The 21,883-nt window shown below is 62.3% G+C and carries 20 protein-coding genes and 1 tRNA gene; 15 read left to right on the top strand and 6 right to left on the bottom strand.

The annotated features are described in order from the left end of the window. Positions 1–12 precede the first annotated feature (12 nt). From nirD to AC4QBL_RS04285, 6 genes are all read right to left on the bottom strand, one after another. Entirely contained in the window at positions 13–420 is a 408-nt protein-coding gene (nirD, locus tag AC4QBL_RS04260) for a nitrite reductase small subunit NirD (RefSeq protein ID WP_472899391.1), read from the bottom strand. Further along, on the bottom strand, positions 417–2,927 hold the full coding sequence (gene nirB / locus AC4QBL_RS04265) for a nitrite reductase large subunit NirB (protein ID WP_472906606.1): 2,511 nt from the start codon (positions 2,925–2,927) through the stop codon (positions 417–419). The genes nirD and nirB overlap by 4 nt, the downstream gene beginning before the upstream one ends. Positions 2,928–2,937: 10 nt before the next feature. After that, positions 2,938–3,741, bottom strand: a complete 804-nt coding sequence (locus tag AC4QBL_RS04270; RefSeq protein ID WP_472906607.1) for an ABC transporter ATP-binding protein — start codon at positions 3,739–3,741, stop codon at positions 2,938–2,940. Positions 3,742–3,890: 149 nt separating this feature from the next. Further along, complete coding sequence (gene ntrB, locus AC4QBL_RS04275) at positions 3,891–4,799, bottom strand: nitrate ABC transporter permease (RefSeq protein WP_472906608.1); 909 nt, start codon at positions 4,797–4,799, stop codon at positions 3,891–3,893. 121 nt (positions 4,800–4,920) lie between these two features. Beyond that, the gene (locus AC4QBL_RS04280) at positions 4,921–6,123 is read right to left on the bottom strand and encodes a CmpA/NrtA family ABC transporter substrate-binding protein (RefSeq protein ID WP_472906695.1); all 1,203 of its coding nucleotides are present in this window, start codon (positions 6,121–6,123) and stop codon (positions 4,921–4,923) included. A gap of 447 nt (positions 6,124–6,570) precedes the next feature. Next, the gene (locus tag AC4QBL_RS04285) at positions 6,571–7,866 is read right to left on the bottom strand and encodes a nitrate- and nitrite sensing domain-containing protein (protein WP_472906609.1); all 1,296 of its coding nucleotides are present in this window, start codon (positions 7,864–7,866) and stop codon (positions 6,571–6,573) included. 108 nt (positions 7,867–7,974) lie between these two features. On the opposite strand from AC4QBL_RS04285, the gene tsaD reads away from it, so the two are divergent. The 15 genes from tsaD (at position 7,975) to nuoF (ending at position 21,882) form a co-directional block, all read left to right on the top strand. Continuing rightward, positions 7,975–9,078 (top strand): tRNA (adenosine(37)-N6)-threonylcarbamoyltransferase complex transferase subunit TsaD, encoded by a 1,104-nt coding sequence (gene tsaD, locus AC4QBL_RS04290; RefSeq protein ID WP_472906610.1) that lies wholly within the window; start codon positions 7,975–7,977, stop codon positions 9,076–9,078. A 218-nt stretch (positions 9,079–9,296) separates the two neighbouring features. After that, positions 9,297–10,610: a branched-chain amino acid ABC transporter substrate-binding protein gene (locus AC4QBL_RS04295; RefSeq protein ID WP_472906611.1), complete on the top strand. Its 1,314-nt coding sequence runs from the start codon at positions 9,297–9,299 to the stop codon at positions 10,608–10,610. 43 nt (positions 10,611–10,653) lie between these two features. Beyond that, entirely contained in the window at positions 10,654–11,862 is a 1,209-nt protein-coding gene (locus tag AC4QBL_RS04300; protein WP_472899384.1) for a pyridoxal phosphate-dependent aminotransferase, read from the top strand. A 113-nt stretch (positions 11,863–11,975) separates the two neighbouring features. Next, positions 11,976–12,242, top strand: a complete 267-nt coding sequence (gene rpsO, locus AC4QBL_RS04305) for a 30S ribosomal protein S15 (RefSeq protein ID WP_472899383.1) — start codon at positions 11,976–11,978, stop codon at positions 12,240–12,242. A 265-nt stretch (positions 12,243–12,507) separates the two neighbouring features. Then, positions 12,508–14,637, top strand: a complete 2,130-nt coding sequence (pnp, locus tag AC4QBL_RS04310) for a polyribonucleotide nucleotidyltransferase (protein ID WP_472899382.1) — start codon at positions 12,508–12,510, stop codon at positions 14,635–14,637. Positions 14,638–14,654: 17 nt separating this feature from the next. Next, positions 14,655–15,644 carry an NAD(P)H-quinone oxidoreductase gene (locus AC4QBL_RS04315; protein WP_472899381.1) on the top strand — a complete coding sequence of 330 codons (990 nt, stop codon included), beginning with the start codon at positions 14,655–14,657 and terminating at the stop codon, positions 15,642–15,644. A gap of 33 nt (positions 15,645–15,677) precedes the next feature. After that, complete coding sequence (gene tpiA / locus AC4QBL_RS04320) at positions 15,678–16,424, top strand: triose-phosphate isomerase (RefSeq protein ID WP_472899380.1); 747 nt, start codon at positions 15,678–15,680, stop codon at positions 16,422–16,424. A gap of 36 nt (positions 16,425–16,460) precedes the next feature. Continuing rightward, positions 16,461–16,865, top strand: coding sequence for a preprotein translocase subunit SecG (secG, locus tag AC4QBL_RS04325; protein ID WP_472906612.1), 405 nt, complete (start codon positions 16,461–16,463; stop codon positions 16,863–16,865). Positions 16,866–17,035: 170 nt separating this feature from the next. Beyond that, a tRNA-Leu gene (locus AC4QBL_RS04330) sits at positions 17,036–17,120 on the top strand. A gap of 48 nt (positions 17,121–17,168) precedes the next feature. After that, positions 17,169–17,528 (top strand): NADH-quinone oxidoreductase subunit A, encoded by a 360-nt coding sequence (locus AC4QBL_RS04335; RefSeq protein ID WP_439114644.1) that lies wholly within the window; start codon positions 17,169–17,171, stop codon positions 17,526–17,528. Between the two features lie 36 nt (positions 17,529–17,564). Further along, complete coding sequence (locus tag AC4QBL_RS04340) at positions 17,565–18,044, top strand: NuoB/complex I 20 kDa subunit family protein (protein WP_068175390.1); 480 nt, start codon at positions 17,565–17,567, stop codon at positions 18,042–18,044. 44 nt (positions 18,045–18,088) lie between these two features. After that, complete coding sequence (locus tag AC4QBL_RS04345; RefSeq protein ID WP_472899378.1) at positions 18,089–18,709, top strand: NADH-quinone oxidoreductase subunit C; 621 nt, start codon at positions 18,089–18,091, stop codon at positions 18,707–18,709. A 23-nt stretch (positions 18,710–18,732) separates the two neighbouring features. Continuing rightward, positions 18,733–19,986 (top strand): NADH-quinone oxidoreductase subunit D, encoded by a 1,254-nt coding sequence (locus tag AC4QBL_RS04350; protein ID WP_472899377.1) that lies wholly within the window; start codon positions 18,733–18,735, stop codon positions 19,984–19,986. Then, the gene (nuoE, locus tag AC4QBL_RS04355; RefSeq protein ID WP_472899376.1) at positions 19,983–20,504 is read left to right on the top strand and encodes an NADH-quinone oxidoreductase subunit NuoE; all 522 of its coding nucleotides are present in this window, start codon (positions 19,983–19,985) and stop codon (positions 20,502–20,504) included. Before AC4QBL_RS04350 ends, nuoE begins: the two co-directional genes overlap by 4 nt. Position 20,505: 1 nt before the next feature. Beyond that, positions 20,506–21,882 (top strand): NADH-quinone oxidoreductase subunit NuoF, encoded by a 1,377-nt coding sequence (gene nuoF / locus AC4QBL_RS04360; RefSeq protein WP_472899375.1) that lies wholly within the window; start codon positions 20,506–20,508, stop codon positions 21,880–21,882. Position 21,883: the final 1 nt, after the last annotated feature.

Below are 21,883 nucleotides of genomic sequence, written 5' to 3' on the forward strand. Positions count from 1 at the left end.
ACAGCCTTCACCCTAGCCCTCTCCCAGGGGGAGAGGGGACAAGACACGGCGCAAGGGGCCGGCGACGGGGCGCACCAGATCGGTGGCCTGGGTGGCCAGCTCGCTGGCGTCCAGAAACACCTGGCCGTCCTCTACCTTCACGCTGAACTTGGGCGTGCAGCCTTCGTCCGGCGCGGCGGCCTGGCCGGTGCACAGGCCAATGGTCCAGTTGTGCAGCGGGCAAGCCACGCTGGTGCCAAACACGATGCCTTGCGACAGCGGGCCGCCCTTGTGCGGGCAGCGGTCGAGCAGTGCGAAGACTTCGTTCTGGTCGTTGCGGAACACGGCCACGTCCAGGCCCTGTTCGCGCGCGACGCGGCGCGAGCCGAGCACGGGGATGTCTTCCACGCGGCAGATGTATGTCCAGGGGTTGTGGCTCATGCGGCGCTCCCTTCGGTGGTGGCCTGAACGGCTTTGATGGGAATGAACTGGCGCGTGTCTACCGCCGCTTCCTGGAAGTCAAACCACGGATCGGGTTCGCCGTCCAGCGCAAACTGCAGGCGCTCCCAAAGCGCCTTGCGGCCTTCGGCGTCGTCCAAAATTTTCTTTTTCACGTAGTCCAGGCCCACGCGGTTGATGTAATGCACCGTGCGCTCCAGGTACCAGCCCTCGGTGCGGTACAGCTCCATGAAGGCGCCGGTGTACTCCATCACTTCTTCGGCGGTCTTGAGCTTGGCAAAGAAGTGGGCCACCTCCGTTTTGATGCCGCCATTGCCGCCCACGTACATTTCCCAGCCACTGTCCACGCCGATGATGCCCACGTCCTTGATACCGCTCTCGGCGCAGTTGCGCGGGCAACCGCTCACCGCAAACTTCACCTTGTGCGGCGCGTACATGCGCCACATCGCGCGCTCCAGGTCTTTGCCCATCTGGGTGCTGTCTTGCGTGCCCATGCGGCACCACTCGCTGCCCACGCAGGTCTTCACCGTGCGCAGTGCTTTGGCGTAGGCGTGGCCGCTGGGCATGCCAATGTCTTTCCACACCGCCTGCAAGTCTTCTTTTTTCACGCCCAGCAAGTCAATACGCTGGCCACCCGTCACCTTCACCGTCGGGATGTTGTACTTGTCCACCGCGTCGGCGATGCGGCGCAGCTCGTCGGCCGTGGTCTCGCCGCCCCACATGCGCGGGATCACGCTGTAGGTGCCGTCTTTCTGGATGTTGGCGTGCGAGCGCTCGTTGATGTAGCGGCTCTGCGGGTCGTCTTTGGCTTCCTTGGGCCAGGTGCTGATCAGGTAGTAGTTGACGGCCGGGCGGCAGCTGGCGCAGCCGTTGGGCGTCTTCCAGCCCAGGTGCGAAAACACCTGTGCCGTGGTCAGCAGCTTGCTGCCGTTGGCCAGTGGCGTGCGAATGGCTTCGCGCACCGCTTCGTGGCCGTGTTCGGTGCAACCGCACATGGCCTTGAGCTTGGGCGTGGCCGAATAGTCACCGCCGGCGGTGAACATCAAAATTTGTTCGACCAGGCCGGTGCACGAGCCGCACGACGCGCTGGCCTTGGTGTTTTTGCGCACATCTTCCAGCGTGAACAGCCCTTTGTCTTTGATGGCCTTGCAGATCGCGCCCTTGGTCACGCCGTTGCAGCCGCACACCTCGTCCGTGTCGGCCATGGCAGCGGCCTTGCTGTGGCCCTGGTGCCCGGTGTCGCCGATGTTCGACTCGCCAAACATCAGCTTGTCGCGGATGTCGCTGACCTTGCGGCCTTCGCGCAGCAGCTTGAAGTACCAGCTGCCGTCCACCGTGTCGCCGTACAGGCAGGCGCCCACCAGCTTGTCGTCCTGAATCACCAGCTTTTTGTAAACCCCGCTGGCCGGGTCGCTCATCACGATTTCTTCGGTGTTGTCGCCGCCCATGAAGTTGCCAGCGGAAAACAGGTCAATGCCTGTGACCTTGAGCTTGGTGGACGTGAGCGAACCGGTGTAGCGGCCAATGCCGAACTCGGCCAGGTGTGTGGCCAGCACCTTGCCCTGCTCAAACAGCGGTGCCACCAGGCCGTAGGCAATGCCGCGGTGCGCCGCGCATTCGCCCACCGCGTAAATGCGCGGATCGGTCACGGTTTGCAGCGTGTCGCTGACCACAATGCCCTTGTTCACATGCAGCCGCATGCTTTCGGCCAGCGCCGTGTTGGGGCGAATGCCCACCGCCATCACCACCAGGTCGGCGGCCACTTCGGTGCCGTCCTTGAACTTCACGGATTTGACGCGACCGTTCTCGCCGCCCACCAGTTCTTGCGTTTGCGCACCCATCAAAAACCGCATGCCGCGCTCTTCCAGCGAACCCTGCAATAGCTTGCCCGACACATCGTCCAGCTGGCGTTCCATGAGCCACGGGCCCACATGCACCACGCTCACGCTCATGCCGCGCTTCATCAGGCCGTTGGCCGCCTCCAGGCCCAGCAGGCCGCCGCCAATCACCACCGCGTGCTTGTAGGTGGTGGCCGCGTCGATCATGGCCTGGGTGTCGGCAATGTCGCGGTATGCCAGCACGCCGCCCAAGTCTTTGCCCGGTATGGGCAGCATGAACGGGTTGGAGCCGGTGGCCATGATCAGGCGGTCGTAGCCGGCACTCACCGCCTCACCGGCCGGGCCCACACCGTGCACCACGCGCTTGACGCGGTCCACCTCGGTCACCTTGCAACCCGCGTGCAGGGTCACGCTGTTGTCGGTGTACCAGGACCAGTCGTTGAGCACGATCTCGTCCAGGGTCTGCTCACCGGCCAGTACGGGACTGAGCAGGATGCGGTTGTAGTTGGGGTGCGGCTCGGCGCCAAACACCGTGATGTCGTAGAGGTCGGGCGCGATCTTCAGCAGCTCTTCCAGAGTGCGCACGCCGGCCATGCCGTTGCCCACCATCACCAGCTTCAGTTTCGCTTTGGGGTTCACTCGCATGTCCATGGGGTTCTCCTCAAGCCACTTTTTCCACATGCGCCTGGCGCGTGTAGAGGAAGTCAATGACCGCTTTTCTGTGCTGCAGATACTGCGGGTCGTCGGCCAGGGCCACACGGCTGCGCGGACGCGGCAGGTCCACGCTCAACACCTCGCCAATGGTGGCGGCGGGGCCGTTGGTCATCATCACGATCTTGTCGCTGAGCAGCACCGCTTCGTCCACGTCGTGGGTCACCATCACCACCGTGCTGTGCGTGCGTGCCACGATGTCCAGCAACTCGTCTTGCAGCTTGGCGCGGGTGAGGGCGTCGAGCGCGCCAAAGGGTTCGTCCATGAGCAGCACCTTGGGTTCCATGGAAAGGGCGCGGGCAATGCCCACGCGTTGCTTCATGCCGCCCGAGATTTCGCCAGGGCGTTTCTGGGCGGCGGGCATCAGGCCCACCAGGGCCAGCGCGGCCTCGGTGCGCGTCTTCAGCTGGGCTTTGTTTTCGGTGGCGGCAAACACGCGCTCCACGGCCAGGTACACGTTTTCGAAACACGTGAGCCAGGGCAGCAGCGAATGGTTCTGGAACACCACCGCGCGCTCGGGGCCGGGGCCGGCGATCTCGCGGTCGGCGCACAGCAGCACGCCCTGGGTGGGGGTGGTCAGCCCGGCAATCAGGTTGAGCAAGGTGGACTTGCCGCAGCCCGAGTGCCCAATGAGCGCCACGAACTCACCCTTGGCCACCGACAGGTTGATGTCGCGCAGGGCGGGGAAGCTGCCCTTCTTGGTCTTGAAGGTCTGTTCGACGTGCTGGATGTCGATGTAGCGGTTCTCTTGCATGTGAATCTCCAAACCGTTCGCCCTGAGCCTGTCGAAGGGCAGCGAACGCAAGCGATGTGTGAGGGCTTCGACAAGCTCAGCCCGAACGGGATTGCGTGGTCCGATCGTCCTGAGCCTGTCGAAGGGCAAGCCCAGCCCGAACGGACCCCTCAGCTCTTCACTTCTTCAAACGTGAACAGGGTGGCGATCTTGATGAGCGCGAATTCGAGCAGCAGGCCCACGATGCCGATGACGAAAATCGCGATGATGATGCTGGACACATTGAGGTTGTTCCACTCGTCCCAGACCCAGAAGCCAATGCCCACGCCGCCGGTCAGCATTTCGGCCGCCACGATCACCAGCCAGGCCGTGCCCACCGCCAGGCGCACGCCGGTCAGCAGGTAGGGCAGCACGGCGGGGAACAGGATCTTGGTGAAGATCTTCCACTCGCTCAGGTTGAGCACGCGCGCCACGTTCATGTAGTCCTGCGGGACGCGCTGCACGCCCACCGCGGTGTTGATGATCATGGGCCAGATGGAGCAGATGAAGATGGTCCAGATGGCGGCCGGGTCGGCACCCTTGAACACCAGCAGGCCAATGGGCAGCCAGGCCAGCGGCGACACCGGGCGCAGCAGACTGATGAGCGGGTTGAACATGCGGCTCAGGAACTCGAAGCGGCCGATGGCAAAGCCGGCGGGTATGCCGACCGCTGCCGCCAGACCGAAGCCGATGGCCACGCGCTGCAGCGAGGCCAACACGTTCCAGCCCACGCCCTGATCGTTCGGACCGTTGCTGTAGAACGGGTCGGAAAACACCTGCACCGCCTGGGTCCAGGTTTCCAAAGGCTTCGGAATACCGCTGTTGCCCGTGCTGGCGATCAGTTGCCACAGCAACACCAGGCAGGCCAGTCCCATCACCGGTGGCAGCACCGCCATCCAAAGGCCCCGAAAGTCGCGTGCGGTTTTGCGGGGGGTGGGTGCGGGGGTGCTGGTCATGGCTTTGACGGAGGCAGAAGCGTTGGAGTCGGCGGCCGGTGCAAGCGGCGCCTCCAGCGGAGAGTGAAAAACAGCGGCAACCATGGTGGATGTCCTTTCAGTGCAACGAGCGAAATGCTTTCAACCCAGATCGCCGCGGAACCGGCTTTGCCGGGCCGCCAGCGATGCCCCCCTGAGGGGGCGTGCGAAGTGCAGAGGGTGTGGGTCAGGCCTTGATGGCGAACCCATCGGCGTACTTCGCGGGGTCTTTGCCGTCCCACACCACACCGTCCATCAGCTTGCTGCTGCGCATCGGGTCCTTGGGCACGCTGATGCCCATGGCGCTGGCGACCGACTTGTACAGATCGATCTGGTTGATCTGCTTGGCGATGCCGAGGTAGTCGGGGTGGCTCTTGATTAGGCCCCAGCGCTTGTGCTGCGTGAGGAACCACATGCCGTCGGACAGGTAGGGGAAGTTGACCTTGCCGTCGTTGAAGAACTTCATGTGGTTCGGGTCGTCCCAGGTCTTGCCCATGCCGTTCTGGTAACGGCCCAGGATGCGCTGGTTGATCGCGTCCACACCGGTGTTGATGTACGACTTCTGAGCCACGGTCTCAGCCATCTTCATCTTGTTCTGCAGGCCGGCGTCGATCCAGCGGCTGGCTTCGAGCACGGCCATCATCACGGCGCGCGTGGTGTTGGGGTACTTCTTGGTGAACTCGGCCGTGGTGCCCAGCACCTTCTCGGGGTGGTCGCGCCAGATGTCCTGTGTGGTGTTGGCGGTCACGCCCACGCCGTCCATGATGGCGCGGTGGTTCCAGGGCTCACCGACGCAGAAGCCGTCCATGTTGCCGATGCGCATGTTGGCCACCATCTGCGGCGGCGGCACCGTGATCAGGCGCGCGCCCGAGAGTGGGTTGATGCCGGCGGCGGCCAGCCAGTAGTGCATCCACATGGCGTGCGTGCCGGTGGGGAAGGTGCCGGCGAAGGTGTAGTCGCGCTTGTTGGCGGCCATGTATTTGGCCAGCGACGCGCCGTCTACCGCGCCCTTGTCGGCCAGTGCTTTCGAGAGCGTGATGGCCTGGCCGTTGTTGTTCAGGCTCATGAGCACGGCCATGTCTTTCTTGGGGCCGGCGGTGCCCATGTGCACGCCGTAGACCAGGCCGTACAGCACGTGGGCAAAGTCAAGCTCGCCATTGACCAGTTTGTCGCGCACACCGGCCCAGCTGGCTTCCTTGCTCGGCACGATCTTCACGCCGTACTTCTTGTCAAAGCCCAGCACCGAAGCCATCACCACGCTGGCGCAATCGGTCAGCGGGATGAAGCCGATCTTGACTTCAGCCTTCTCGGGTGCATCGGATCCTGCAGCCCAGACGCCGCTGTGGCCCAGGGTGGAGAAGAAGGTGGCCGTGGCAGCCCCCTTTTTCATGAAGTCGCGGCGCGAGGCAGCGTCGGTCTTGCGGGTTGCGCTGTCTGCGGCTGGTGTGGTGGTGTGTGCGCTCATGTCCAACTCCTTGCTGATGAAAAAACGGTGACCCAAACAAAACGGCGCCCATCGCCTGACCCGCGGTGAGCGAGTCGGTGATGGACGCCGTTGTCCAGTGTCTGGGGAGACTTCGGGGTTCACGCCGCCGTTGGCGCAAACTCCTTCGCTTGGTTTAAAGCAGGGACCATGCCAGGCCAAGGGTTAACGCGGGGGTTCCGTTTCAAAGCCTTGATTTCATTGAAAAAAGACAACCAGCAGGTCGCGCGATGTTTCGCGCAGCAGCATGTTGACAGCGGCTTTTTGCACATTGAGGGAGCCTCTTTTTGGTGCATGGTGCGCGGCAGGCACGGTCTTTGTGCACTGCAGCAATACCTCTGCACGCAGGCGGTTTCAGCGGCGCCGCTCCGGCAACACCTCGGCCATGGCCAGCACCGCTTCGGCTACTTCAATCAGCCGCCGGTTCTGGTTCATGGCCATCTGGCGCATGGTTTTGTGCGCCTCCTCTTCGCTCAGCTGGCGGTGCGCCATCAGCAGACCCTTGGCGCGCTCCACCAGCTTGCGTTCGTTCAGGCTGGCGCGCACGGTGTCGAGCTCGTCGCCCATGCTTTGCAGGCGCCGGGCCTGCTCTTGCACCAGCTCCAGAATCGATCGTTCCAGGTGCAGCCCATAGCCTTGCGGCGGCGCGAGGCCGGCGGCCCCCGCGTTGTTGCTCAGGCCCACGGTGCTCCCCGCTGGTTGCGTGTCTTTGAAGAACGACAGCGCGTCCGATTCGCGGGGCGCTGAGGCGCTCAGGGCCGTGAAGTTTTCCAGGTCGCGGTGGGCTGCGCCAATCTTGTCTTTGCACACATGCAACAGCTCTTGGGCCAGCTGGTCTTCCACCAGCTTCATGCGGTCCATGCGCTGGCTGCAGCAGTCAAACCAGGCCTGGCTCTGTTTTGCGTCCAGCGCTGCGCCATGTGTTGCTGTGCACAACACGCGTCGCATGCGCTCCAGCTCCGCCAGCGTGGCGCTGGGCTGGTTTTGTGTCCACAACGCACCCAGCGCGGTGCTGGAAAAATCGGTGAACACCTGCAGGCAGCGCTCTTGCGAGTCGATCAGGTGCAGCAATCGCTGCTGCTCGCTGGTTTCAGCCCGCCCGCTGGCATACAGCGCCGAGCCGGCTGCGCGCTCTTGCCCGGCAAATTCCTTGCCCTGCATGAAGTTGAAGCGGGCCACCAGCAGGCGGGAAATCTCCGGGTCCGTTGCGCTGTCGGCCGCTTCAAACACCACCGCCAGCAGCCCGGCAATCAGCCGCACATAGGCTTCGGTGGCTTGGCGGGCCGCCCAGGCCTGGCTTTCAATCTGTGCCCGCAGGCCGGGCAGGGCGTCCAGCCCGTGCAGCACATAGGCGATGCGGCTGAACAGCCGCGCGCCATTGCCCACCGAGGCTGATTCGGTGTCCAGGCTGTCAAAGCAGGCGCGCAGGTCGCTTTCAAGGCCCTGGCATTCGCCGATCTGCACCTGGCGCTCGGGCGCAAACCGGGCGCCGTTCGAGCCCAGGTACAGGTTGGACAGCCCGCGCTCGCGCTGCAGCCCGTGCACCAGCCGCCCGGTCACGTTCACCAGCGCGCTGGTGAGCGCCAGCGCCTGCAGCTCAGCGATTTCGCAGCGTTTGGCTGCGACGAGAAAATTCAAACCAGATTTCATGAAGTGCAAGGGATGTTGGGGACGCTGTATGCAACAAACATGCCGCCTTGGGTGGGGCGGTGAGGGCGGGTACCCACCTGCGACGGTGCCGCCCCGTACACTCCGGGCATGCTGATTTTGGGAATCGAATCGTCTTGTGACGAAACCGGCGTGGCCCTGGTGGACGCCAGCGGCACCGGCACGCCCCGGCTGCTGGGCCATGCCCTGCACAGCCAGATTGACATGCACCAGGCCTATGGCGGCGTGGTGCCCGAACTGGCCAGCCGCGACCACATACGGCGCGTGCTGCCTTTGACCGACGCCGTGTTGACCCAGGCCGGGCTGCCGCTGGCGGCGGTGGACGCGGTGGGCTACACCCGCGGGCCGGGCCTGGCGGGCGCTTTGCTGGTGGGTTCGGGCGTGGCCTGCGCGCTGGGCTTTGCCCTGGGCAAGCCGGTGCTGGGCGTGCACCACTTGGAAGGGCATTTGTTGTCGCCGTTTCTCAGCGCCGACCCGCCTGAGTTTCCGTTTGTGGCGCTGCTGGTGTCGGGCGGCCACACCCAGCTGATGCGGGTGGACGGCGTGGGGCGCTACGAACTGTTGGGCGAAACCATCGACGATGCCGCCGGCGAGGCGTTCGACAAGTCGGCCAAGCTGCTCGGCCTGGGTTACCCCGGCGGGCCTGCGCTGTCCAAGCTGGCCGAGCAGGGCGATGCGCTGGCCTACAAGCTGCCGCGCCCGCTGCTGCACAGCGGCGACCTCGACTTTTCGTTTGCCGGTCTGAAAACGGCGGTGTTGACCCAGGTGAAGCGGCTGGCCCACGCCAGCATGGACGGCCCGGCTACCACGCACCTGGCCGACCCGCTGAGCCTGCAGCAAAAGGCCGACGTGGCCGCCTGCGTGCAGGCCGCCATTGTGGAGGTGCTGGTCAAAAAGTCGCTGGCCGCGGTCAAGCTGACCGGCCTGCGCCGCCTGGTCGTGGCGGGCGGTGTGGGCGCCAACGCGCTGCTGCGTGAGCAGCTCAATGCCGCTTGCGCCAAGAGCGGTCTGCGCGTGCACTACCCCGAGCTGCATCTGTGCACCGACAACGGCGCCATGATCGCCCTGGCCGCTGGCCTGCGGGCCCAGGCCGGTCTGGCCTTCACCGGTGACGAGCCGTTTGCCGCCAGCGGCTACCGCTTTGACGTGCGGCCCCGGTGGCCGTTGGCCGAGCTGGCACAAGCCAGCGCCTGATCGGCCTGGCACCCGATTTGCAAGGCTTCGGGCGGCTCATTTCGGCCATGAGCGGCTGACCATCGGCCTGCAAAAATCGGTGGCTGGGCAAAGTTAATTATGAATTACACTGCGCCACCCCGACCCAGCGCGTCACGGGTCTCGCTCCCATTGGGGCGGCTGGACCCCGCCTGGGAACTGTGCCGGCCACCCGCCAGCCCACCTTCACCGGAACCCGTATGAAACCCGTTTTGTCATCTTCTTCGCGCCGGCGCTGCACCACCTGGGCGCTGGCCATGGCGGCCTGTCTGAGCCTGCCGGTGGCCGCGCAGCCAGCCGTTCAAACCGCTGGCGCATCCCCGATTCGCATCGGCATGATCGAAGGCCTTTCGGGTCCATTTGCCAACACCGGCGAGGCCGTGTTCCGCAACCTGGTGTGGGCCACCGAGCGTGTGAATGCGCGCGGCGGTGTCAAGCTGCCCGGCGGCAACCGCCCCTTGCAGATCGAGCGCTTTGACAGCAAAGGCCAGACCGAAGAGGCCCTGTCGGCCCTGCGTTCCGCCATCGACCGCAACATCACCATCGTGACCCAGGGCAACAGCTCGGCAGCCGCGTCGGGCCTGATTGATGCCTTGAACAAGCACAACGAACGCGATCCGTCGCGCCAGGTGGTGTTTCTCAACTACTCGGCGGTTGACCCGGTGCTGACCAACGAAAAGTGCAGCTACTGGCATTTCCGGTTTGACGCCCATGCCGACATGCGCATGACCGCGCTCATGAGCGTGCTGCGTGAAGACGCCGCGCTGAAAAACATCTACCTGATCGGTCAGGACTACAGCTTTGGCCAGGCGGTGCTGCGCGAAGCGCGCAACCAGCTGGCGGCCAAGCGGCCCGACGTGAAAATTGTGGGCGACGAACTGCACCCCATGGCGCGGGTGAAAGACTTTTTGCCCTATGCCAACAAAATCAAGGCCAGCGGCGCCCAGGCCGTGCTCACCGGCAACTGGGGCAACGACCTGACGCTGCTGGTGAAAGCCGCTCGCGAAGTGGGTTTTGAAGGCACGTTTTACACCTTCTATGGCAACGCGCTGGGTGCGCCTGCGGCCATTGGCGATGCGGGTATCGGCAAGGTGGTGGCCGTGGCCGACTGGTTCCCCAACGTGGCCACGCGCGAGTCGGAAGCCTTCTACCAAGCCTTCCGCCAGCGTTTTCCCAAGCCCGAAGAGGACTATGTGCACATGCGCATGCAGCTCATGATCGAGTCGCTGGCGCAGGCCATTGGGCGCGCGGGCGCCGATGGCAGCCCGATCAACGCCGCCAACATCGCCGCCCAGCTCGAAAAAGCCGACGTCACCTTTGCCGGCCAGCGCGCCCGCATGCGCGCCGCCGACCACCAGTTTCAGCAGCCGCTGACGGTGGCGGTCATGGACCGCCAGGGCGCGCCCGGTGTGAGGTTCGATGTCGAAGGCTCGGGCTATGGTTTTCGTGTCATCCGCAGCATCAGCCCCCAGCAGGCCGAGCAGCCACACAGCTGTAACATGGTTCGACCATGACCCTCCCGCCGTCCGGAAGGGTCTCGAACAAAGGAAATGACTGATGCGTCAAGTGGTTGAGAACCTGGAAGAGTCGCGCATCCGCGAAGTGGCCAACGAAGGTCTGGGCCGCCCGGACGTGCTCAAGTTCTGGTTTGGCGAAAGCGACGAGGTCACGCCGGCTTTCATCCGCGAAGCGGCCATTGCCTCGCTGCAGCTGGGCGAGACCTTTTACGCCCACAACCTGGGGCTGCCCGAGTTGCGCCAGGCGATTGCGGTCTACACCCATGGCCTGCATCCTGGGCGCGGCGTCGACCATTGGTTTGACCGCATCGCCGTCACCTCGGGCGGCGTCAATGGCCTCATGCTGGCGTCACAGGCGCTGGTGGAGGCGGGTGACGAGGTGGTGGTGGTCACGCCCGCCTGGCCCAACCTGGTGGCGCAGCCGCAAATCATGAGCGCGCGGGTCAAAACCGTGTCGTTGACCGTGGCCGACGCCGGCGACAACGCGGGCGCCTGGGTGCTCGACATGACTGCCCTGCTGGCGGCCATCACCCCGGCCACGCGTTTGCTGATCGTGAACGCGCCCAACAACCCGACCGGCTGGACGCTCAGCCGCGACGAGCAGGCCGCCATCCTGGCGCACTGCCGCCGCACCGGCACCTGGGTGCTGGCGGACGAAGTTTATGAGCGGCTGTATTACGCCGCTGACAGCGCCAATGGCGCCGCGCCCAGCTTTCTGGATGTAGCCGAACCGGACGACCGCCTGATCGTTGCCCACAGTTTTTCCAAGAGCTTCCTCATGACCGGTTGGCGCCTGGGCTGGCTGGTGTTGCCGCCCGCGCTGACGCACGCCGTGGGCAAGCTGATTGAGTTCAACACCTCGTGCGCCCCGGTGTTCACCCAGCGCGCTGCCGTGGTGGCGCTGCAGCGCGGTGACGACGTGACACCCGCGCTGGTGGCCCACCTGCAAACCTGCCGCGACACCCTGGTGCCGCTGTTGCAAGCCATACCCGGCGTCACGCTGGCCATGCCGAAAGGCGGCATGTACGCTTTCTTTCGACTGGAAGGCCAGCCCGACTGCCTGGATGTGGCGAAGCGGTTGGTGCGCGAGGCCGGCCTGGGCCTGGCGCCGGGCAGCGCTTTTGGCCCTGAAGCGGCGGGCTGGCTGCGGTGGTGTTTTGCCAGCCGCGACCCGCAGCGCCTCGTGCAGGGCGTCGAGCGTTTGCAGGCCTGGCTGCGAGACCAGCGTTCAAAAGCGACTGGGCTATAATTGTCGGTTGCTGTCTGGTTAGACGGCAACTCACGCCCGTTGCGGCGGTCAGGCCTGGCGTTCCGTGCGCTGGCAGGCTGCGACGGGACGCATGTCACCCCAAGGAATTCAACATGATCGAAAAAACCATCAAAGCCGCCGTTGTTGCGGACAACGCCCGCGCCGCCAACGACACCGGTAGCCCGGAAGTGCAGGTCGCTATTTTGACCGCCCGCATCAACGAGCTGACCCCCCACTTCAAGACCCACGCCAAAGACCACCACGGTCGCCGTGGTCTGCTGCGCATGGTGAGCCGCCGCCGCAAGCTGCTGGACTACCTGAAGTCCAAAGACGCTCAGCGCTATATCGCCCTGATCGCCAAGCTGGGCCTGCGCAAGTAATTTTGAGTACGGCATGACACGCAAAACGCCTGAGTTGGTTCGCTGGCTCGGGCGTTTTTTGTTTGTCAGCCACGTTTTTTGATTCCGGAGCAGCAACAACAGAGCGAAGCTGTGTCATTCCAAAGGTGTTGATGGCCGCGCCCGTGCGGTGTTCAGCGGCTCTGGAATGGCATCGTGTTCTGGGTTGTGTTTCCGGGTTTTGTGCAGATGGTCTGCACGCCATGCCGCCCGCCAGTTCTGCTGGGTGGCCCATAGGAGAAAACCCATGAGCATGTTCAATAAAGTCACCAAGACCTTCCAGTGGGGCCAGCACACGGTCACCATGGAAACCGGCGAAATCGCCCGCCAGGCCACTGGCGCTGTGGTTGTCAACATCGACGACACCGTGGTGCTCGCCACCGTGGTCGCCAAGACCGATGCCAAGGCCGGTCAAGACTTCTTCCCGCTGACGGTGGACTACACCGAAAAGTCGTACGCCGCCGGCAAGATCCCCGGCAGCTTCTTCAAGCGCGAAGGCCGCCCCAGCGAACTCGAAACGCTGACCTGCCGCCTGATCGACCGCCCCATCCGCCCCCTGTTTCCTGAAGGCTTCTACAACGAAGTCCAGGTCATCGTGCACGTGGTCAGCCTGAACCCCGAAGTGCAGGCCGACATCGCGGCCATGATCGCCACGTCCGCAGCCCTGTCGGTGTCCGGTATCCCGTTCAACGGCCCCATTGGTGCAGCCCGCGTGGGTTACATCAACGGCCAGTACGTGCTCAACCCGGGTCAGACCCAGTTGAAAGACAGCCAGCTTGACCTGGTGGTCGCTGGTACGCAAGGCGCCGTGCTGATGGTGGAATCAGAAGCCGATCAGCTGTCCGAAGAGATCATGCTCGGCGCCGTGGTGTTTGGTCACGAGCAGGGCAATATCGCCATTGCCGCCATCAACGAGTTGGTGCGCGACGCTGGCAAGCCGGTCTGGGACTGGCGAGCGCCTGCCAAAGACGAAGCCCTGATCGCCAAGATCGACGGCCTGGCCAAGGCCAAACTCGAAGCCGCCTACCAGATTCGCAACAAGCAGGCCCGCACCCAGGCCTGCCGCACGGCTTATGCCGACGTCATGGCGAGCCTGAAAGCCGAAGGCGTGGCCTTTGACGGCGTGGCGATTGAAGCTTTGTTGTTTGAGATCGAAGCCAAGATCGTGCGCGGCCAAATTCTGGCTGGCGAGCCCCGCATCGACGGCCGCGATACCCGCACTGTGCGCGCCATCGAAATCCGCAACAGCGTGCTGCCCCGCACCCACGGCTCGTCGCTGTTCACCCGCGGTGAAACCCAGGCGCTGGTCGTGGCCACGCTCGGTACCGACCGCGACGCTCAGCGCATTGACGCACTGGCTGGCGAGTTCGAAGACCGCTTCATGCTGCACTACAACATGCCTCCCTTCGCCACTGGTGAAGCTGGCCGCTTTGGTACGCCCAAGCGCCGCGAAATCGGCCACGGCCGCCTGGCCAAGCGTGCGCTGATCGCCGCGCTGCCCAGCAAAGAAGACTTCCCTTACACGATGCGCCTGGTCTCGGAAATCACCGAGTCCAATGGTTCCTCGTCGATGGCTTCGGTCTGCGGCGGCTGCCTGGCGCTGATGGACGCTGGTGTGCCCATGAAGGCCCATGTGGCCGGTATCGCCATGGGTCTGATCAAGGACGGCAACCGTTTCGCCGTGCTGACCGACATCCTGGGTGACGAAGACCACCTGGGCGACATGGACTTCAAGGTTGCTGGCACCACCAACGGCATCTCGGCGCTGCAGATGGACATCAAGATCCAGGGCATCACCAAGGAAATCATGCAGGTTGCGCTGGCTCAGGCCAAAGAAGCCCGCATGCACATTCTGGGCAAGATGCAGGAAGCCATGGGCGAAGCCAAGACCGAAGTGTCCAACTTCGCGCCCAAGCTGTTCACCATGAAGATCAACCCCGAGAAGATCCGTGACGTGATCGGCAAAGGCGGCTCGGTGATCCGTGCGCTGACCGAAGAGACTGGCACCCAGATCAACATCGACGAAGACGGCACCATCACCATCGCATCGACCGACAGCGCCAAGGCTGATGAAGCCAAGCGCCGTATTCAGCAGATCACCGCCGAAGTCGAAATCGGCAAGGTCTACGAAGGCCCGGTCACCAAGATCCTGGACTTCGGTGCGCTGATCAACTTGCTGCCCGGCAAAGACGGTCTGCTGCACATCAGCCAGATCGCCCACGAGCGCGTTGAGCGCGTGACCGACTACCTGAGCGAAGGTCAGATCGTCAAAGTCAAGGTGCTGGAGACCGACGAAAAAGGCCGCGTCAAGCTGTCCATGAAAGCGCTGATCGACCGCAACAGCGGCGACCAGGGTCAGCAGCAACAGCAGCAATAAGACGGGGTTTTCTGGCCATGCAAGCGGTTGAAATCAGCGCCTACGGCGCACCCGACGTGTTGCGGTTGACCGAACGCCCCATGCCCGTAGCGGGCGAGGGCGAGGTGCTCATTCGTGTGAGCGCGTCGGGTGTGAACCGGCCTGATGTGCTGCAGCGAACCGGTAACTACCCGGTACCACCCGGCGCCTCTGACATTCCCGGCCTTGAAGTGGCGGGTGTCATCGAGTCGGGTGACGCGGCCGCCATGGCGGCTGTGGGTCTTGCTGTGGGCGACCGGGTGTGTGCGCTGGTGGCAGGCGGTGGCTATGCGCAGTTTTGCGTGGCCCCCGTCGGGCAGTGCCTTCCGGTGCCTGAAGGCCTGGACGATGTGGCTGCGGCCACCTTGCCCGAGACTTTCTTCACCGTCTGGAGCAACGTTTTTGACCGCGCGCGACTGCAGCCTGGTGAAACCCTGTTGATCCAGGGTGGTACCAGTGGTATCGGCGTGACCGCCATCCAGATGGCCAAGGCCCTGGGTGCGCGGGTGATCACCACCGCAGGCAGCGACGACAAGTGCGCCGCATGTCTGGCGCTGGGTGCCGACCACGCGATCAACTACAAAACACAAGACTTCGTGGCTGCTGTGGCTGAGCTCACCGGAGGTCAGGGCGTCCATGTGATTCTGGACATGGTGGCGGGATCCTATGTGGCTCGTGAGCTGGACTGCCTGGCCGAAGATGGCCGTTTGGTCATCATCGCGGTGCAGGGTGGCGTCAAGGCCGAGATCAATGCCGGCATGGTGTTGCGCCGGCGGTTGACCATTACCGGCTCGACCTTGCGTCCACGCACGGTCGCTTTCAAGACCGCCATCGCCCAGAGTCTGCGCACCACCGTCTGGCCGCTGTTGGCCAGTGGTCGCATCAAACCGGTCATCTACCGCGTGTTCAACGCGGGTGAGGCTGCATCGGCGCACACGCTGATGGAGTCCAACCAACACATCGGCAAGCTGGTCTTGACATGGTCCTGATCGCTGGCTGAACGCCGTGCTCGAGAGAAAGCTATGAAAAAACTCATCGCAGGTAACTGGAAAATGAACGGCTCACTGGCTGCCAACGAGGCGCTGGTCAAAGCCATGCTCGAAGGTCTGCAAGGCACCGAGCCCGCGGCAGACATGGCCTTGTGTGCGCCTGCACCCTACCTGGCGCAGCTGCAAGCCCTGCTCAAGGACAGCGCGATCGCTTGGGGCGCTCAAGACGTTTCCGCGCACGAGCAGGGCGCCTACACCGGTGAGGTCAGCGCCGCCATGTTGCGCGATTTCGCCTGCCGTTACGCGATCGTGGGTCACTCAGAGCGCCGCCAATACCATGGTGAAACGGACGCCACGGTGGCCACCAAGGCGCAACGTGCGCTGGCACTCGGCATCACGCCCATCGTGTGTGTGGGTGAAACCCTGGCCGAGCGCGAAGCCGGGCAAACCGAATCGGTGGTCAAGCGCCAGTTGGCTGCTGTGATACATGCTGTGGCGCATTGCACCAGTGAAATTGTGGTGGCCTACGAACCCGTGTGGGCCATCGGGACCGGCCAAACCGCTACGCCAGAAATGGCACAGCAAGTGCATGCCGTGTTGCGTGCCCAACTCTCGGCCGCTACACAGCACCCCGAGCGGGTGCACATCTTGTATGGCGGCAGCATGAATGCGGCCAATGCGGCCAGTCTGCTGGCGCAACCAGACATTGATGGCGGTCTGATTGGTGGTGCCTCGCTCAAGGCGGCCGACTTTTTGCAGATCGTGGCGGCTGCGCACTAAGCGCATCTGACCACTTACCTATTTCCGGAGAAAAAAATGAATGTTTTGTTGACCATCCTTCTTGCGGTGCAGCTTCTTTCCGCACTCGGCATGATTGGCCTGATCTTGATGCAGCACGGCAAAGGCGCCGACGCTGGCGCAGCCTTCGGTGGCGGTGCTGGTTCGGCCAGTCTGTTTGGCGCCTCAGGTGGTGCCAACTTCCTGTCACGCACCACCGCCGTGCTGGCCGGTGTGTTCCTCACCTGCACACTCGGTTTGGCGTATTTTGGCAACCTGCGCGAAGCGCCAGCGTCGGGCAGCGTGCTCGAAGGCTCGGTGCTGCCAGCCGACGTACCCGCCTCTGCACAAATTCCGGGCCAGGGCACGGGTGAAGTGCCCGCGCCGGCTGTGGTGGACACGCAACCTACGGGCACCGGTGCGGCACAAATTCCAGCCAAGTAAGCTGCATGAATCCTGCGTGTGGTGGGTATTGAATTCGGCTGGCCTTTGCAGTCTTGAATTGCAGTGAAAATCCACCGCACGCCCTGAAAAACGGGGTTGTTTCAGGGTAAACTCTAACGGTTGTCGACAAGGTTCACACAGTCCCTCGTGAGCCCGACAATGCAGACCTAGCCGACGTGGTGAAATTGGTAGACACGCTATCTTGAGGGGGTAGTGGCGAAAGCTGTGCGAGTTCGAGTCTCGCCGTCGGCACCAATCTTTGGACAACATGGCCCATGCGCCATGTCAGCGGAACTTACCAAGATGAGTCTCGAGCAATACCTTCCCGTACTCTTGTTCATTTTGGTGGGTGTTGCGGTCGGGATCATTCCGCAGGTTCTGGGCTACATACTCGGCCCCAACCGCCCCGACGCGGAAAAAAATTCTCCTTACGAATGCGGATTTGAGGCGTTCGAAGACGCTCGAATGAAGTTTGACGTGCGCTACTACCTGGTGGCTATTCTGTTCATTTTGTTCGATCTGGAAATTGCATTTTTGATTCCTTGGGCTGTGGCGTTTTCGGACATTGGTCTGACGGGCTTTCTGGCTGGGGTGGTTTTTCTGGCTATTCTGACCGTGGGCTTTGCTTACGAGTGGAAAAAAGGCGCGCTGGATTGGGAATGAGTATGCAATCCTCACGCGCAAACACCGGAGCTGTTCATGATTGAAGGCGTATTCAAAGAGGGTTTCGTCACCACCAGTTATGACTCGGTGGTGAACTGGGCCAAGACGGGTTCGCTGTGGCCGATGACGTTTGGCTTGGCCTGTTGTGCGGTTGAAATGATGCATGCAGCCACGGCCCGTTACGATCTTGGTCGATTTGGTGCCGAAGTGTTTCGCGCCAGCCCGCGCCAGTCAGATCTGATGATTGTGGCGGGTACGCTGTGCAACAAAATGGCGCCGGCTCTGCGCAAGGTCTACGACCAGATGGCTGAGCCGCGTTGGGTGTTGTCCATGGGTTCTTGCGCCAACGGTGGCGGGTATTACCACTACAGCTACTCGGTGGTTCGTGGTTGTGACCGCATCGTGCCTGTGGATGTGTATGTGCCGGGCTGTCCGCCTACGGCAGAAGCTTTGCTTTACGGGATCATCCAGTTGCAGCAAAAAATTCGGCGCACCAACACCATTGCGCGGGCCTGAGTGCCTGTTGTGATCTATCCGGTTCGAGCCCAGAAAGTCTTTTCATGAGCGATACACACGCGCCCTACGCCACTTCGCCTGAGGCGGTTCAAGCTTCTCTTGCTGCTTTGCTGGGTGACCGTGCCGAGTCGATCACGGTAGAGCGTGGTGAAGTGACTCTGACGGTGAGTGCTGCCAGCTATTTCGATGTCATGAAAAGCCTGCGTGACGCGCCTGTTGCGCGTTTCGAGCAGCTGATTGATTTGTGTGGCATGGACTACCAGACCTACGGCGATGGGCGTTGGGAAGGTTTGCGGTTTGCTGCGGTGGTTCACTTGTTGTCGGTCAGTCTCAACCAGCGCTTGCGCGTGCGGGTGTTTTGCCCGCAAGAAGATTTCCCGGTGCTGGCCTCGGTCACGTCGCTGTGGGCCTCTGCCAACTGGTACGAGCGCGAGGCGTTTGATCTGTTTGGCATCGTGTTTGAGGGGCATGACGACCTGCGCCGCATTTTGACCGACTACGGTTTCATTGGCCACCCTTTCCGCAAGGATTTCCCGCTTTCGGGTCATGTGGAAATGCGCTACGACGCCACGCGCCAGCGTGTGGTGTACGAGCCGGTGAGCATCGAGCCGCGAGAGATCACGCCGCGCGTGATCCGTGAAGACAATTACGGCGGGTTGCACTGAGCCGCAGGCGAACCGGAATACCCATGGCTGAAATCAAAAACTACACCCTGAACTTCGGACCGCAGCACCCGGCTGCCCACGGCGTGTTGCGCCTGGTATTGGAGCTCGATGGCGAGGTTGTGCAACGCGCCGACCCGCACATTGGCCTGCTGCACCGTGCAACCGAAAAGCTGGCCGAGAGCAAGACCTTCATCCAGTCGCTGCCCTACATGGATCGCCTGGACTACGTGTCCATGATGTGCAACGAGCACGCTTACTGTCTGGCGATTGAGAAGCTGTTGGGCATTGAAGTGCCTATTCGTGCCCAATACATCCGGGTAATGTTCTCGGAAATCACGCGCCTGATGAACCACCTGATGTGGCTCGGTTCGCATGGCAACGATTGCGGCAGCTCGACCATCCTGATCTACGCTTTTCGTGAGCGCGAAGACCTGTTCGACATGTACGAGGCGGTGTCAGGTGCTCGCATGCACGCGGCTTACTTCCGTCCCGGCGGTGTTTACCGCGATCTACCGGACACCATGCCGCAGTACCGCGTGAGCAAGATCCGCAATGCCAAGGCCATGGCCGAGTTGAACACCAACCGCCAGGGTTCATTGCTCGACTTCATCGACGATTTCACCAAGCGTTTCCCCACCTATCTGGGTGAATACCACACGCTGCTCACCGACAACCGTATCTGGAAACAGCGCACGGTGGGTATTGGTGTGGTGACGCCCGAGCGTGCGTTGAGTCTGGGCATGACCGGCCCCATGCTGCGTGGTTCCGGTATCGCGTGGGATTTGCGCAAGACCCAGCCTTACGATGTCTACGATCAGATGGAGTTCGACATCCCGGTGGGTAAGACGGGTGATTGCTATGACCGTTACCTCGTCCGCATGGAAGAGATGAAGCAGTCGAACCGCATCATCGAGCAATGTGTGAAATGGTTGCGCGCCAACCCTGGCCCCGTGATCACCGACAACCACAAAGTGGCCGCTCCATCGCGTGAATCGATGAAGTCGAACATGGAAGAGTTGATCCACCACTTCAAGTTGTTCACCGAAGGCTTTCATGTGCCCGAGGGCGAGGCCTATGCCGCGGTGGAGCATCCCAAAGGTGAGTTCGGCATTTACCTTGTGAGCGATGGCGCCAACAAGCCCTACCGTTTAAAAATTCGCGCTCCTGGCTTTGCGCATCTGGCCACCATGGACGAGATGGCCCGAGGCCACATGCTTGCAGACGCGGTGGCCATCATTGGCACCATGGACATCGTTTTTGGAGAGATTGACCGATGATCTCCGGCATCAAAACTGTGCAAACGGCATCGCTGCCCGAAGCCACCCTGCAGCGCTTCGCGCGCGAAGTTGCCAAGTACCCTGCTGACCAGGCCCAGTCCGCTGTGATGGCCTGTCTGTCAATCGTGCAACAAGAGCAAGGTCATGTGAGCCTGGAAGCTGAAAAGGCGATCGCGCAATACCTGGGTATGGCGCCGATTGCCGTGCATGAAGTAACCACCTTCTACAACATGTACAACCAGCACCCGGTGGGCAAGTTCAAGCTCAACGTGTGCACCAACCTGCCATGTCAGCTGCGCGATGGCAACAAAGCGCTGAAACACTTGGAGCACAAACTCGGTGTCACCATGGGCGGTACCACACCCGATGGCATGTTCACCTTGCAGCAGAGCGAGTGTCTGGGTGCTTGCGCCGACTCACCTGTGATGCTGGTTAATGACCGCCACATGTGCAGTTTCATGAGCAACGACAAACTCGACCAGCTGATCGACGGCTTGCGGTCGACGGAGGCAAAGTGACATGAACGCCGAGCAAATTTTTTCTCAGTTTCGCGCCACCGGCGTGCAAACGTGTTTTCACGGTCGTCATATCAATCCGCAGATTTACGCAGATTTGAACGGCAGCAACTGGTCGCTCAAAGATTACGAAGCACGGGGTGGCTACCAAGCCTTGCGCAAAATCTTGGGGCAGGACGGTTCGGCACCGAATCCCGACACCGGTGTGGCCGGTTTGACGCAGGACCAGGTGATTGCAACGCTGAAAGAGTCGGCGTTGCGTGGACGTGGCGGCGCAGGATTCCCGACCGGCCTGAAGTGGAGCTTCATGCCGCGCCAGTTCCCGGGCCAAAAATACCTGGTTTGCAATTCGGACGAGGGCGAGCCTGGCACCTGCAAAGACCGCGACATCCTGATGTACAACCCGCACATCGTGATCGAGGGTATGGCGATTGCCGCCTTCGCCATGGGTATCAGCGTGGGTTACAACTACATTCACGGCGAAATTTTTGAAGCCTACGACCGCTTCGAAGCAGCGTTGGAAGAGGCCCGTGCTGCAGGCTTGTTGGGTAACAACATCATGGGCAGCAACTTCAGCTTCCAGCTGCATGCGTTCCATGGCTTTGGTGCCTACATTTGCGGTGAGGAAACTGCGCTGCTTGAATCCCTTGAAGGCAAAAAAGGCCAGCCACGTTTCAAGCCTCCATTTCCAGCCAGCTTTGGCTTGTATGGCAAGCCCACCACGATCAACAACACCGAAACCTTTGCGGCTGTTCCTTGGATCATCCGCAACGGTGGTCAGGCCTATCTGGAATGTGGCAAGCCCAACAACGGTGGGACCAAGATTTTCTCCGTCAGTGGTGACGTGGAGAGCCCGGGTAACTTTGAGGTTCCCATGGGGACGCCGTTTTCCAAGCTGCTGGAACTTGCCGGTGGCGTGCGCAAAGGGCGCAAGCTCAAAGCGGTGATTCCTGGCGGTTCTTCGTCGCCCGTGTTGCCTGCGTCGATCATGATGGAATGCACGATGGACTACGACTCGATTTCCAAAGCCGGCTCGATGCTGGGCTCTGGTGCCGTGATCGTGATGGACGATAGCCGATGCATGGTCGAATCCCTCAAGCGCTTGTCTTACTTCTACATGCACGAAAGCTGTGGCCAGTGCACACCTTGCCGCGAAGGCACGGGTTGGCTCTGGCGCTTGGTGGACCGCATTGAGCGCGGCGAAGGCAAGCCGGCTGACATGGCTTTGCTGGACAACGTGGCAGAGAACATCATGGGGCGCACCATTTGCGCCCTGGGCGACGCAGCGGCGATGCCGGTGCGCGCCATGATCAAACACTTCCGGCCTGAGTTCGAGCACTACATCGAACACAAGACCCGCATGGCCACGGCCAACGTCTGAA

This window comes from Hydrogenophaga sp. L99, from assembly GCF_058731905.1.

What these genes read in the sequence shown, in the direction of transcription:
- nirD (WP_472899391.1), bottom strand. Translation starts at nt 420, where the DNA reads ATGAGCCACAACCCCTGGACATACATCTGCCGCGTGGAAGACATCCCC.
- nirB (WP_472906606.1), bottom strand. Translation starts at nt 2,927, where the DNA reads ATGGACATGCGAGTGAACCCCAAAGCGAAACTGAAGCTGGTGATGGTG.
- AC4QBL_RS04270 (WP_472906607.1), bottom strand. Translation starts at nt 3,741, where the DNA reads ATGCAAGAGAACCGCTACATCGACATCCAGCACGTCGAACAGACCTTC.
- ntrB (WP_472906608.1), bottom strand. Translation starts at nt 4,799, where the DNA reads ATGGTTGCCGCTGTTTTTCACTCTCCGCTGGAGGCGCCGCTTGCACCG.
- AC4QBL_RS04280 (WP_472906695.1), bottom strand. Translation starts at nt 6,123, where the DNA reads ATGAAAAAGGGGGCTGCCACGGCCACCTTCTTCTCCACCCTGGGCCAC.
- AC4QBL_RS04285 (WP_472906609.1), bottom strand. Translation starts at nt 7,866, where the DNA reads ATGAAATCTGGTTTGAATTTTCTCGTCGCAGCCAAACGCTGCGAAATC.
- tsaD (WP_472906610.1), top strand. Translation starts at nt 7,975, where the DNA reads ATGCTGATTTTGGGAATCGAATCGTCTTGTGACGAAACCGGCGTGGCC.
- AC4QBL_RS04295 (WP_472906611.1), top strand. Translation starts at nt 9,297, where the DNA reads ATGAAACCCGTTTTGTCATCTTCTTCGCGCCGGCGCTGCACCACCTGG.
- AC4QBL_RS04300 (WP_472899384.1), top strand. Translation starts at nt 10,654, where the DNA reads ATGCGTCAAGTGGTTGAGAACCTGGAAGAGTCGCGCATCCGCGAAGTG.
- rpsO (WP_472899383.1), top strand. Translation starts at nt 11,976, where the DNA reads ATGATCGAAAAAACCATCAAAGCCGCCGTTGTTGCGGACAACGCCCGC.
- pnp (WP_472899382.1), top strand. Translation starts at nt 12,508, where the DNA reads ATGAGCATGTTCAATAAAGTCACCAAGACCTTCCAGTGGGGCCAGCAC.
- AC4QBL_RS04315 (WP_472899381.1), top strand. Translation starts at nt 14,655, where the DNA reads ATGCAAGCGGTTGAAATCAGCGCCTACGGCGCACCCGACGTGTTGCGG.
- tpiA (WP_472899380.1), top strand. Translation starts at nt 15,678, where the DNA reads ATGAAAAAACTCATCGCAGGTAACTGGAAAATGAACGGCTCACTGGCT.
- secG (WP_472906612.1), top strand. Translation starts at nt 16,461, where the DNA reads ATGAATGTTTTGTTGACCATCCTTCTTGCGGTGCAGCTTCTTTCCGCA.
- AC4QBL_RS04335 (WP_439114644.1), top strand. Translation starts at nt 17,169, where the DNA reads ATGAGTCTCGAGCAATACCTTCCCGTACTCTTGTTCATTTTGGTGGGT.
- AC4QBL_RS04340 (WP_068175390.1), top strand. Translation starts at nt 17,565, where the DNA reads ATGATTGAAGGCGTATTCAAAGAGGGTTTCGTCACCACCAGTTATGAC.
- AC4QBL_RS04345 (WP_472899378.1), top strand. Translation starts at nt 18,089, where the DNA reads ATGAGCGATACACACGCGCCCTACGCCACTTCGCCTGAGGCGGTTCAA.
- AC4QBL_RS04350 (WP_472899377.1), top strand. Translation starts at nt 18,733, where the DNA reads ATGGCTGAAATCAAAAACTACACCCTGAACTTCGGACCGCAGCACCCG.
- nuoE (WP_472899376.1), top strand. Translation starts at nt 19,983, where the DNA reads ATGATCTCCGGCATCAAAACTGTGCAAACGGCATCGCTGCCCGAAGCC.
- nuoF (WP_472899375.1), top strand. Translation starts at nt 20,506, where the DNA reads ATGAACGCCGAGCAAATTTTTTCTCAGTTTCGCGCCACCGGCGTGCAA.